The sequence below is a fragment of the Duncaniella sp. genome (genome assembly GCF_029054785.1).
In the GTDB taxonomy this organism is placed as follows: Bacteria; Bacteroidota; Bacteroidia; order Bacteroidales; family Muribaculaceae; genus Duncaniella.
Map to the genome: position 1 here is coordinate 1 of NZ_JAIDEN010000077.1, position 12,840 is coordinate 12,840.

The 12,840-nt window shown below is 48.4% G+C and carries 9 protein-coding genes and 1 tRNA gene; 8 read left to right on the top strand and 2 right to left on the bottom strand.

All coding sequences use genetic code 11. The features are described 5' to 3' along the window. Window positions 1-3 precede the first annotated feature (3 nt). Window positions 4-76, bottom strand: a tRNA-Gly gene (locus tag K2H17_RS04865). A 292-nt stretch (window positions 77-368) separates the two neighbouring features. On the opposite strand from K2H17_RS04865, the gene gpmA reads away from it, so the two are divergent. Next, window positions 369-1,070: a 2,3-diphosphoglycerate-dependent phosphoglycerate mutase gene (gpmA, locus tag K2H17_RS04870; RefSeq protein ID WP_300132078.1), complete on the top strand. Its 702-nt coding sequence runs from the start codon at window positions 369-371 to the stop codon at window positions 1,068-1,070. Window positions 1,071-1,378: 308 nt separating this feature from the next. Here the strand turns inward: gpmA and K2H17_RS04875 are convergent, their stop codons facing one another. Beyond that, window positions 1,379-1,912: an RNA polymerase sigma factor gene (locus K2H17_RS04875; RefSeq protein WP_300132081.1), complete on the bottom strand. Its 534-nt coding sequence runs from the start codon at window positions 1,910-1,912 to the stop codon at window positions 1,379-1,381. Window positions 1,913-2,307: 395 nt separating this feature from the next. Between K2H17_RS04875 and K2H17_RS04880 the strand changes: the two genes are divergently transcribed. The 7 genes from K2H17_RS04880 to K2H17_RS04910 all read left to right on the top strand — a co-directional run bounded on the left by K2H17_RS04880 (window position 2,308) and on the right by K2H17_RS04910 (window position 12,761). Further along, window positions 2,308-3,393: a FecR family protein gene (locus K2H17_RS04880; RefSeq protein ID WP_300132083.1), complete on the top strand. Its 1,086-nt coding sequence runs from the start codon at window positions 2,308-2,310 to the stop codon at window positions 3,391-3,393. Between the two features lie 50 nt (window positions 3,394-3,443). Next, the gene (locus K2H17_RS04885) at window positions 3,444-7,034 is read left to right on the top strand and encodes a SusC/RagA family TonB-linked outer membrane protein (protein WP_300132085.1); all 3,591 of its coding nucleotides are present in this window, start codon (window positions 3,444-3,446) and stop codon (window positions 7,032-7,034) included. Between the two features lie 65 nt (window positions 7,035-7,099). Next, window positions 7,100-8,608 (top strand): RagB/SusD family nutrient uptake outer membrane protein, encoded by a 1,509-nt coding sequence (locus K2H17_RS04890; protein WP_300132087.1) that lies wholly within the window; start codon window positions 7,100-7,102, stop codon window positions 8,606-8,608. Between the two features lie 64 nt (window positions 8,609-8,672). Then, window positions 8,673-9,590, top strand: coding sequence for a hypothetical protein (locus tag K2H17_RS04895; protein ID WP_300132090.1), 918 nt, complete (start codon window positions 8,673-8,675; stop codon window positions 9,588-9,590). A 12-nt stretch (window positions 9,591-9,602) separates the two neighbouring features. Beyond that, window positions 9,603-10,334 carry an FISUMP domain-containing protein gene (locus tag K2H17_RS04900; protein ID WP_300132092.1) on the top strand — a complete coding sequence of 244 codons (732 nt, stop codon included), beginning with the start codon at window positions 9,603-9,605 and terminating at the stop codon, window positions 10,332-10,334. Between the two features lie 36 nt (window positions 10,335-10,370). Next, complete coding sequence (locus K2H17_RS04905) at window positions 10,371-11,561, top strand: TlpA disulfide reductase family protein (protein WP_300132094.1); 1,191 nt, start codon at window positions 10,371-10,373, stop codon at window positions 11,559-11,561. Between the two features lie 24 nt (window positions 11,562-11,585). Continuing rightward, window positions 11,586-12,761 (top strand): TlpA disulfide reductase family protein, encoded by a 1,176-nt coding sequence (locus K2H17_RS04910; RefSeq protein ID WP_300132096.1) that lies wholly within the window; start codon window positions 11,586-11,588, stop codon window positions 12,759-12,761. The last annotated feature ends 79 nt before the right edge of the window (window positions 12,762-12,840 follow it).

Here is a 12,840-nt window from a genome sequence, read left to right on the forward strand (position 1 = left end):
TTGAGCGAAAAACGGGACTCGAACCCGCGACCCCAACCTTGGCAAGGTTGTGCTCTACCAACTGAGCTATTTTCGCGTTTTTGTTGGTGCTAAACGGTATCATTTCCGTTTTGCGTTGCAAAGGTAGGCAGATATTTTGGAGTGTGCAAACATTCGGGATTCATTTAATGTTTGTTAACTAAATCGGCCGCAAAAGAGTGCTTGTTTGTAAAGATAAGTTAACGGATGGAGGCCCAAATGATGAACTTTGGAATCCACAGTGGTGTTTCATTAAAAAACACAGATTTTCCGAGAAAATCAGTGCTGACTTGCTTCTGAGATAGATGTTCAGTGATTGAAATATATAAAGTAATATATAATATATAGGTATGAAAAAACTTATTCTGTTGCGACACGGGCAAAGCGAGTGGAATCTCGAAAACCGTTTTACGGGATGGACAGATGTCGGGCTTTCGCCAAAGGGTAGGGAAGAGGCCCGTCGGGCGGGTGAACTCATTGCTGCTTCCGGTCTTGAGCCGCGCTATTGTTTCACGTCCTATTTGCGCAGAGCCATCCGGACTCTTGATCTTGCTTTGGATGCGATGGACCGCCTTTGGCTTCCGGTTGTAAAGGACTGGCATCTGAATGAGCGCCACTATGGAGCGCTTCAGGGTCTGAACAAGGCGGACACGGCAGCTCGATATGGTGATGAGCAGGTCCACGTCTGGCGACGCAGCTACGATGTGGCTCCACCTCCTCTGACCAGGACTGACAAGCGCTTTCCCGGCTTCGATTCCCGTTATGCCGCACTGCCTGAAGATCTCTTACCGCTGACTGAATCTCTGGCAGATACCGTAAGACGTGTCGAATCATGTTGGGAGGAGCTTATCGCACCGGCATTAATACTCTATGACACCGTATTTGTCGCGGCTCACGGCAATTCCTTGCGGGCTTTGGTGATGATTCTTCTTAAAAAGACTCCGGAAGAGATTGTCAGTGAGGAAATTCCTACGGGAGTGCCGCGCGTCATCGAACTTACTGACCGCCTGGAAGTCATCTCAGACACATATCTGAAAGAGTCGGAAACATAGGCCGGCAGAGACATAAACAATCAAGGAGTCAAGCATTTTATTGCTTAACTCCTTGATTTATGTTGTCTTACCTGGATTCGAACCAAGACAGGCAGAACCAAAAACTGCAGTGCTACCATTACACCATAAGACAATCCTTAGTGCCCAAAGGCCTGATTGCACACAGGGGTGCGACCTCTAAAGCGATGCAAAGGTAGTCGTTTTTTTGCTATTTCCCAAAATCCGCTGAGATTTTTTTGCATTTTTGCGATTTGAAAGCCTTTTTTGAGTGTGTCAGGGGGAGTTTTTGTCGATCGGAATTGAGTTTGTCAGGCTGTTTTCAATATTGAAGAGAGGAGTATTGAGATTGTGATAAGATCCAGATCATCGGTCATGTTCTTGCGCAGCATATCAAGGAGCTTGCCTTTGCGCTTTTTGACGGTTATTTCAGCAACTCCGAGAATCGAGGCGATCTCTGCGTTTTTCAGCCCGTCTTCAAAACTTAATTTGAGCAGCGTCTGATATTCCGGCGGCAGTTTCTTGATGGCTGCATAGAGGGAATCGAGAGTTTCATGTTCGATAAGAGCGCGTGTCGCATCCGCATCAAGCTCTTCTTCGGTTTTGGATTCCGTGTAATTTCGCATTGCCGAGAGTTTGCGTAGAGCGGACACAGCTTTGTTGTGTATACAGGCCAGGATATGGGCGCGCCATTGCATGGCGTTTTCAAACGAGTGGCGTTTCTGAAATGCGTCAAGGATGGCATCCTGCACACAGTCATCGGCCATCCAGTCCAGCTCATGGCCTAAAAGTCGAGAGGCATACATCACCATTCCGGGGAAATAGCGATCATAGAAAGGTGCCATTTTCCCGGCGGTAAACATTCTGAATATCTCGTCCGGAGTATGCAATATTAGTTTTGAATTTGAAAAAGGATGGTAGTTATTCCTGACCAGAGATTGATGGCAAAATTACGAAATATGTTTATAAAACAGTGCAAAAATGAAGCGAAATATCAAAAAAGGAATCACGCATATTATAAAACATAAAAAAAGTTGTCATTTTTGATATACTTTTCAACGTTGATTGCGAATAGTAAATAGAAATACTTCTAAAGGATTTTTAACCAAAAAAAGAATTATACCCTGTTTAAATTGTAGCCAATATTTAACATTTCTCATTTCAGACAAGAATGAATCGCATAAGTGAGCTATTGATAAAAAGGATATCGGCAACGCTTTCTCCGGAGGAAGAAGCGGAATTGAACTTGTGGCGTGATCAGAGTGAAGAAAACCGCAGGCTCTACATGAAACTGACCGATCCGGCCTCGCTGAAAGCGGCGCTGGATCTCTGGCAGATGGTAGATTCTCAGCGCAGATGCCGTGACATGCAACATCAGGTCAACAAACTGATGTGGCACAAACGCATGGCCCATTATATGGCTGTTGCCGCCGTGCTTGCCGTTGTGATTGTCTGTGGTGCATTGTTTTATACCGGAGGGCGCGATGAAGTCCGTAATTCAGACCTGATGGCCGGGCAGCAATCGTCGGTGACAGCTATCGAGGAGATCAAACCCGGAGTGACTTACGCTACTCTTTCAGATGCCACAGGCCATAACGTGGCGCTTAACGCATCCGATACGGCAGTGGTCGCATCCGTGTTGCTCACAAGTCAGGCCGATTCATTGGACCAAGACTTCTGTCTTGATGTGCCGCGTGGCGGAGAGTTCAAGGTGCAGCTTGAGGACGGGACAGAAGTCTGGCTCAACTCGGCATCAAAACTGTATTATCCCAAGACGTTCAATGGCGATGTCAGAAAGGTGCGCATAGAAGGCGAAGCCTATTTTGCTGTGGCAACCGACAGTCTGCGGCCTTTCTATGTCGAGACCGACAGGCAGCTGATCAGGGTCTATGGCACCTCTTTTAATATACGCTACTATCCGGAGGAAAGTGAAGTCTATACCACACTCGAAAAAGGCAAAGTGTCACTCCGCCGGGCCGATGAGGTAGGGGGCGAGTTCTTCCTGACTCCGGGCCATCAGGCCGTGTTCGGCATTTCCGACATGAAAGTCAGGGTGCGACCGGTCAACACCGAAGTGGTTACCTCCTGGCGCAAGGGGCGCTTTGTGTTCGAACATCAGACCCTCTTGCGGATCATGCAGGATCTGAGCCGATGGTATAACTTCGACTATGAATTCGCCGACGCCTCTCTCGGAGAGGAAGAATTCATGGGAAGCATCCCGCGCTATTCCGATTTCAAGACCGCAATCTCGATACTTGAAAAATGTGGTGGCATCAGCTTTAAGGTCGATGACGGAAAAGTGATCGTTGCACGCAGTAAAGAGTAATAAAGAATCTAATCTACAAAATTCTAACCAATCATTATACTTCAAATTAGATGAAACGCAGATTATTGACAGTGTTAGTTGGAGGGCTTTTCATGCCCGCGGCGTTATTTGCCGCCAACTACGACTTGACTTTCAATGGCGATTCGCCGGAAGCGGCGTTTGAAGCCATCAAGAAAGCCACCGGCTATGAGTTTGTCTATAACAAAGGCATACTCAGCGGGAGCGCCGGGCGCTCCATCACGGGTTCATATCACGACATGGACCTAAGGCAGATTCTCAACCATGTGGTCGGAGAGCAACTGGGTCTCGGCTATGAGATAGTCGACAAATCAATTATTCTCTCAAAACAGGTCGGACAGAAGGCATCTAAAGTAAAGGTCTCAGGCCGTGTGACCGACAGCAACGGAGAACCATTGCCGGGAGCATCTGTCTGGCTGAAAAAGTCGTCGAAAGTGGCCACTGCCACCGACATTGACGGAGAGTTCTCGCTCCCGTCAAACGGTCAGACCAATGCGGTAATCGTCGTTTCTTATATCGGTATGAAGCGCAAAGAGGTCAACTGGACCGGAAAGCCCCTCAACATAGTGCTTGAAGACGACAATTCCAACGAACTTGACGGAGTTGTGGTCACCGGCTATCAGGTGATCGACAAGCGCGCATCGACCTCGGCAATCACCTCTATCAAGGCCGAGGACATTCTTCGTGCCGACGCGCTCTCGATCGACCAGATGCTCGAAGGCCAGATCCCTGACATGATGTATGTCTCAAATTCCGGTGAAGCGGGAGTCGCTCCGAAGATCCGCATCCGAGGCACCTCGTCGATCATCGGCAACCGTGAACCCCTCTGGGTGGTTGACGGAATCGTGGTCAACGACCCGGTGGAAATCTCGGCTGAAGACCTCAATGATCCGGACTACGTCAACCGTATCGGCAACGCAATCGCCGGTCTGAACCCGCAGGACATCGAGCGCCTCGACGTGCTTAAAGATGCTTCTGCCACAGCCCTCTACGGCACCAAGGCCGCCAATGGTGTGATCGTCATCACCACCAAGCGCGGTAAAGAAGGCAAACCGACAATCCGCTATAACAACAACTTCACCTGGAAGCTCCGCCCGCGCTATACCGACTCGTCTGTCGACGTGATGAGCTCCAAGGAACGCATCCAGCTCTCGCGCGAGCTGTTCGCCGACCATTATCGGTATAATAACAATGCTCCTGTGGTCGGTTATGAAGCATTGATGCAGCAGCTTTATGAAGGCAAGATAACCGAAGCACAGTTGAGCAGCAAGATTGCAGCCCTGGAAGTGCTGAACACTGACTGGTTCGACCTCCTGACTCATGACAGTTTCTCGCAGCAGCACACAGTCAGCCTCAGCGGCGGTGGCGAACGCGGAACCTATTATGCGTCTCTCGGCTATGTGGATAATGATGACGTTGTCAAAGGAACTACCAACAAGCGCTACAGCGCTGTTGTGAACCTCGATGTCAATTTCGCTAAATGGCTCACCGGCTCGTTCGGTGTAAAAGGCAACGTTTCTGACCGTGAGTACTATCAGGAAAGCATCAGCCCGGTAGAATATGCCTACTCTACCAGCCGTGCTATTCCGGCCTACGATGAAAACGGCGAATACTACTATTATGGTAAATACAAGAGTTACACAACGCCCAATAATTTCAATATTCTGAACGAACTTGAAAACAGCAGTGTGAAGCAGGACCAGTCATCGTTTACCTTTGATGCCAACCTGAAATTCCGTTTCACTGACTGGCTGACAGCCAATGCTATTCTGTCATACACAAGCGCAGCTACGGATATTGAAAGTTACTGGGGAGACCATACCTGGTATGCCGCCGATCTCCGAGGATGTGAGTATGGCGAGACTCCGGGATCATCCTCGCTTATGCCGCAGGGTGGTGAACTAAGCAAAAGCAACACTCGTCAGCGCAGCTGGACTGCACGTGTGCAGCTTGACTGGAACAAATATTTCGATGACGAGATCCATAACTTCAGCGGCGGCGTCGGTTTTGAAGCATCTCAGAACCGCTATAAGGGCTACAGCCGTGTGGACCGCGGATATTTCCCTGATCGAGGTATGATGTTTGTGTCTAATATCAATCTTGACAACTATACTGATTATGCAGCCTGGCTTGCGTCAAACGTTCCCTCGCTGACAGATTCGAAATCGAATATCATTTCTGCATATGCCACAGCGAGCTACAACTGGCGCCGTATGATCTTCCTCAATGCCAACATGCGTATTGACGGATCAAACAATTTCGGCGACCGCTCAAATGACAAGATCCTGCCCGTATGGTCGGTTTCCGGTTCGTTTGACGCAGCTCAGCTTGACTTCATCAGGCAGCAGACCTGGCTTGACCAGCTGACAATCAAAGGCAGCTATGGTTTCCAGGGCAATATGCTTTCCAACCAGTATCCTGTGATGATCATACAGAAGAATCCGATGGATGATTATTTCGGAGAATTTACATCATCTGTGGTCAGCAATCCGAATCCCGATTTGAAGTGGGAGAAGACCACCAGCGTGAACTTCGGCTGGGTACTCGGAATGTTTAATAACCGCCTGCAGATTGAAGGTGATTTCTACTGGAAGCATACCAAAGACGCTTTCATGACCAAGTCGATTTCAACAATCAATGGCTACTCATCTTATGTGGTCAATGGCGGCAACATCCAGAACAACGGCTACAGCATCGGCATTACCGGCCGTCCCATACAGACCCGCGACTGGCAGTGGAGCATCTCGACATCATTCTCACGCGTGACAAACTCCGTACAGACTCTCCCGGCAGGAGAATCTTACCAACTGTCTGACTTCCTCAACGGCTCAGCCATTGTCAAAGGCAAATCAGTCGGAACGTTCTATTCATACCGTTTTATCGGTCTGAATCCTCTTGACGGCGGCCCGATGTTTGATGACTGGCACGATCATTATATAGATCTTGCAGGTCTCAACAAGTACGACACTTATACCAAAGTGTTGGTAGCCTCCGGTTCTCGTGAGCCATTTATGTCCGGAAGCCTGAGCACCCGTCTGCGCTGGAAGCGACTCTATGCATCCGCTACATTTGCCTATAGTCTGGGAGCCAAGACCCGTCTGTTCGGCATGTATAGTGGTGTCGGATCTACTTCCGGTGACGGCTCAAGCGGAGTCTATATGAGTGCAGCCGAGATATGGCCGTCAAACAATCTCAGTCGTGATTATCTCAAACGCTGGATGATGCCCGGTGATGAACTTCACACCAATATTCCAGCGATTATAGGCAACGGACATCCTTCATATTTTAATTATTCCGACCATTGGAGCACCACAGGAGCGGCTTCTGATCTTGGTATTCAGCGTATTGCTGACAATGCATGGGACATGTATGACTACAGTAACGTGCGAGTTGTGAGTGCAAATTATCTGAAACTGTCTACAGTCAGTCTTTCGTATGAATTGCCTGAACGCTGGATTGCCAAATTCGGTCTAAGCCGTCTGGAGCTTCATGCCTCCGGCAACAACCTCCACACTTGGTGTGACAGCAAGCTTAAAGGTCAGACTCCGACGCAGGGCGGATTTACCACTATCCAGCTTTCAGACCGTCCGAGCTATTCATTTGGCCTTAACGTATCATTTTAATCGGTTGAAGATTTATGAAAATAAAAAAATATATTACTACAGTTGCCTTGACCGGGGTCTTGGCTATGACAACGGCAGGATGCTCAGACTTTCTTAAAGAATATTCTCAGGATCTTGCAAAAGTGGAGAGCTGGTCTGACCTTGACGAGGTATTGCTTGGCGATGCCTACCTTCCGCCTACAAAAATAACGGATAACAGCTCGAATCTCGACATTCTCCATTTCATGTCTGATGAGATGACGCCTGACCATACGTATGAAGCATACTACAGTCTTGGCTATGATTATTATACGAAAGAGATGTTCCCGTTCTATACCTGGATGGCCGATACCGGTGTCGACCAGCTGCGTCAGTACACAGGCGGGGATGAAAAGTATTGGAATGACCTTTATAAACGCATCAATGTCTGCAATATGGTTCTTGAACTGATAGATGAGCAGCCTGAGAATAAAGTCGATGATGCAATGGAAAAAGAGAGGGTAAAAGGCGAGGCTTACTTCCTCCGTGGCGCTTACTACTTCATTCTGGCTAACCTCTATGGAAAGCCATATGATCCTGCCACTGCCGATACTGATATGGGGGTGCCGGTCAAGCTGACAGGTACGATTGAAGATGTTGAGTTTCAGCGTTTCCCTCTGAACCACGTCTATAAACAGATAATATCTGACCTTGAAGATGCAGAACGTTTCCTTGACGGTAAAACACGGAAGTCGATTTACAGGGCAAATGTCGTGGCAGTGAATCTTCTGCAGAGCCGTGTCTATCTCTATATGCAGAACTGGGTGAAGGCTGCTGAATATGCAGAAAAAGTTCTTTCAGTCCAGGATGCTCTGCTTGATCTGCGTTCGAGAGCTGTAGGTGATGATTGTCTGTACAAGACTTCTCCTGAAACTATTTTCAGTATGGGCGGCTACAGCATAGCGAGCGCATTTGCCGACATTGTATCATGGGGACTGGAAGAGCCGGCAGGCTATTATGTATCTGATGATATGCTGGCTCTTTATAGCAGTGATGATCTCCGTAAGGAGCGCTATATCGGCAAATCGGAAGTTATGGATCTTGATAATGTGTTTAGGAAAGTCAACGGGCAGCGAAGCAAATATTCAAACTATAACGAGGTGTCAAGCACCTTCCTTCTGCGCACACCGGAGGCTTATCTGACCTATGCCGAGGCCAAGGCTTTTTCCGGTGAAGAGGGTGCGGCCCGTGCAAGACTTCAGGAGTTTCTTAAAACCCGTATGGAAGGATCTGTGAATGTTACTGAAAGCGGCAACGATCTGATTGATCTGATCCGTGAGGAACGGGCAAGGGAATTCCTTCTTGAGGGACACCGCTGGTTTGACCTGCGCCGTTACACCGTATGCCAGCCATATCCCTGGTCAAAAGTCATCACCCATGACTATATTTTCTATCGGACATCTTATCCGTCTGGCGTGGATTATATCGAAACCTATACCTTGGAAAAGTATGATCTGGCCTACACATTGCCGATACCTCGTGCTGTCCGCAATTTCCAGGTGTCTCTCGGCAATAATAGCCGTCCTGACCGAGTACCGAACCGCACTGAACCTTAGGAAGATGATGACGACTGGGATGACTGGGACTGGTAATTATCAATCATTAAAACAGAATGGAATTATGAAAAAAATAGTTATATACGGACTGCTTGTAATGGCCGGAATGCAATTCTCCGCTTGTTCTGATGAAGAGGTGCTGACTCCGAGCCATGCGGAAGATGATCTGTTCTCTATCCCGACTGATGCTGTGGACCCTGTGTCGGTTCTGCGACGGGAATTTCATGAAGAAACCGGAATACATCTGCTTTTCTCTGAGGAGCTGAATCCGACTTTGATCGGGAAAGATAGCGATGGCAATAATCTGTATCGTGAAAATAAGATAGATTTCAAATGGAACTACAATACATACAACTCATATCTGGAATATGAAACGGAACAGATTACAGATATTGACGATATGCGCAAGGGTGCGGAACTGTTTAAAAAGAACGTGTTGCCCCATATCGAAGGTTCTACGATATCCCCCTATTCAGTTCTGCTGCTGAATAGTCTGAAATCAAGAACTCAGTCGTGGAATCCTTGGAATGAATACACTCTTGCCTGCTGGCGCTGTCTTGGCGTTAGCATAAACGGCTGGGTTGAAGCCGAAAACGAGGCCGATGAGGAAGACTGGACTTTTGGATTGTGTAAAAGCCTTGTCAGTGCAAGGTTCAATTCATCGTCTGAGAATGCTCGTGAATGGACCAATCTGTCGTATAATAGCGGATCTGGAGGTGATGTGGTTGATTATGTTGATGATTGGGATCGAGATATCACTAAGGTTTATGAAATCGGGTTCCTGACATATTATAAAGATTGGAAAGACAGACTGCATTATGACAATCTGCCATATTCCGACGATGATTTCAGTATGTTCTATGATGCGGTATTTGAACGGTCTCAAGAAGATTTCGAAGCTGAATTCGGACAGTATGCCAAAATTATGGAAAAATACAATCTGATGAAGTCTCTGATTGAACAGACCGGTTATAAATTTTAATATTGATCAACAATGAAAAAGTATATATTTCTTCTCCTGACCGTAGCTCCGCTTCTTTTCTCCTCATGTAGCGATGATGATGACAAGTTGCCGAAAATTACCCCTGCGGAACGCGGCACTGTGACGGATAATGATGGTAATGTCTATGACTGGGTGCGTATCGGCGATCTGTTGTGGACGACCTCGAATGCAAAAAATGGCCCATACATTCTTGACAACAAATATTACAACCGTTTTTTATGGAAAACGTTGTTTGAAGATGATTATGGCTATATTGACTATGATGCGGTGGATGAATATGAGCAGTCATATCTGCCTGAATATGGCAATCTGATGAACTATGCCGGAGCTGTGGCTTCAGCTCCTGAGGGTTGGCGTCTGCCTTCCGATGATGACTGGCAGAAACTTGAACGCCACCTTGGCATGACTGGCACTGACCGCACGGGCCGTCGCGGTAATGGCCAGGCTTTCCGCCTGCAGGAAAAGGGTAGTGGCACAGAACTGGCCATGCAGCTTGGTGGAGCATTTATTTTTCAGCCGGCATTTGGCAGGATCTCTCTTGACCTTGATTTCGAACAGGTTTATGGCTATTACTGGACATCAACACTCAGACCATTAAGCTCGACCTCAGATGAAGAAAGCGCATATTTCCGTAAGTTCCTGGGTGGGCAAGGCGGCATATGGCGCGAAGCTTGTTCTACCCAGCAGCTGATGTCTGTCCGTTGGGTCAAAGATGCCGAATAAATGACGACCTCTTAGTGTAAAACATTGGAATAAAACATGAAACCGAACATTGCTAAAATCTCATTGTCAGGGCTTATGGCCCTGACTTTGTCTGTTCCGGCATTTGCCGCAGACAATTTCAGCCTCAAAGGCTCGATTCCAGGTCTGTCAGACAGCCTGAAAGTTGTATTGAATGATGTCGAGGACCCCAACGGTGAGATCCGCCGGATCGGATCGGCTGTGGTCAGCAACGGAACCTTTGAACTTGCAGGTGAGCTGAAATCACCCACTGTGTGTGAATTTTCGGTATTGAAATATGTCCCTGCCCGTCAGGAATTCATGAGATCTTTCTCCACCCGCGTCATTGCTGAGCCGGGAGCCATGACGCTTACAAGCGAACTGCCTTTTGACAGCCTGCGTAATGTCAGAGATGACGAGCGCTATGTCAGAGTGACAGGCAGCGAGGCCCACTCGCAGTTTGACCGCTATGTGGCGGCTGTCATGGATGCAGAGCTTAAAGAGCGTGACGCATCGTATCTGTCGGCCAAAAAATATTTCGACTCCAACGGCAATGAAGATACGATCGTGAAATATGACGCAATCAAGAATGCGGCCAAAGCCGATCTGCTGAAAGCCCAGCGCGAATTCATAGCCGCGCATCCTGACTATAACTACTCGGCTTATCTCGTGCAGCGTGAACTTGAAAAGGTGTTTACCTATTCGGCTGACGAGATCAACGCTATGGCCGACCTTGTGAAAGCCTGCCCCGACACTGCGCGCACATCCACAGTGGAGAAGCGCCGGAAGTTCGCTCTGAAATATGCATTCGGACGTCAGTGTCCGGAATTCGAAGTGACACATACCGACGGCAAGACCTCTCCGTTTGCCTCGCTGCTCACCCCCGGCAAATACACCTTCATTGACTTCTGGGCCTCATGGTGCGGACCGTGCCGCTCGGCCATCCCTCATGTGCGTGAACTGAACAGCAAGTATGCCGACAGGCTCAATGTTTTCAGCATCTCAGTCGATGAGACCGAAGAGCCCTGGCGCAAGGCTATGGACGAGGAAAAAATGGAATGGGCCCAGTTTCATCTCCAGGCCGGAGATCAGATGGCAAAAGGCACACAGGCCTTTTTCATCACCACCATACCGCGCCTTGTGCTGCTCAACGACAAGGGTGAGGTTATCTGCTCCACAAATATGCCACGTGAGATCACAGCCTGCATTGAGGCTGAACTCGGCAAGTGAAAAAACATCTAAAACAGAATGAAAATGAAAAAATCGTTGATATTGTCAGTCCTCGTAGGCTCTGCATTCGGACTTGGAGCGCAGACTCAGGGCGGATTCAGAATAAAAGCCGACATTCCGGGTCTTAAGGCCGGAACAGAAGTTCTGCTTGTAGGTCAGGAACGCGGTCCGAGAGAAAATCTCGCCGAGACCAAAGCCAGTGATGGCACTTTTGTCCTGACCGGATCAGTAGCATCTCCGACTCTGTGTGAAATCAGAATCAAGAGCCTGCGCGAAGGTGAGATGGACAAGGCTGTCTGTCTGATGGTAGAGAACACAGACATGGCTGTCAGCGCCGCCCATATCGACAGCGTGGCCCCCGGCTTCTACTTCGGTACATTCGGACTCACTCAGGAGCGCAACACGACCGTCAAAGGCGGACAGGCACAGCGGGAGTATAAGGAATACACGGATTTCATGTATCCGTATGTGTTTGCAAGCAAGCAGGCTCATTACAACCTCTATGTCGACAAGAAGAAAGGTCGCTCTGAGGATGACGAGAAGCGTCTGAAAGCTGAATATGCCGCTGCGAATCTTCAGGAGCAGGCGGCCCGCAAGCGTTTTATCACCGAACATCCCGGTTATAGTATTTCGGGGCGTTATTGGGGCGAATTACTTGATGAGCCGTTTTCGTTCATATCTCCGGAACTTGATGAGATTGAAGGCAAGGTGGCTCAGATGGCCGACACTGCGCGGCTTGCCTCAGTCAGAAAGAAACTGGCCTACGCCCGCAAGTTTCAGCGCAACAGTCCGTATAGCGATTTTACCGCCATTGACACACTCGGCACTCAGCGCAGACTGTCGGAGTTCATGGCACCGGGGAAATATGTCATGATAGACTTCTGGGCTTCGTGGTGCGGTCCTTGCCGTGCTTCGATCCCACATGTCCGTGAACTTTACAATCTGTATGGTGACCGTCTCCGGATTATTGCCGTCTCGCTTGACAGCGCCGAGAAGCCATGGCGCAAGGCTATGTCGGAAGAGCAGATGGAGTGGACCCAGCTCTGGCTGAACAAAGAACTCGTCGAGCCGGCGCAGAAAGCCTATCAGATCAGCGGCATTCCATATATGCTCCTGATCAGTCCGGATGGAAAAATCCTCTTTGCCGGTCATGATCCGAATGCGGTGAATGAAATTCTGGCTAACGAATTGAAATCGTAGAGTCTAAGAGTATGTTTAGTTTTAAACCAATTTAAACATTAAAGAGCACACAAAACCCTCAATCAGAGTGTTGAAAGGA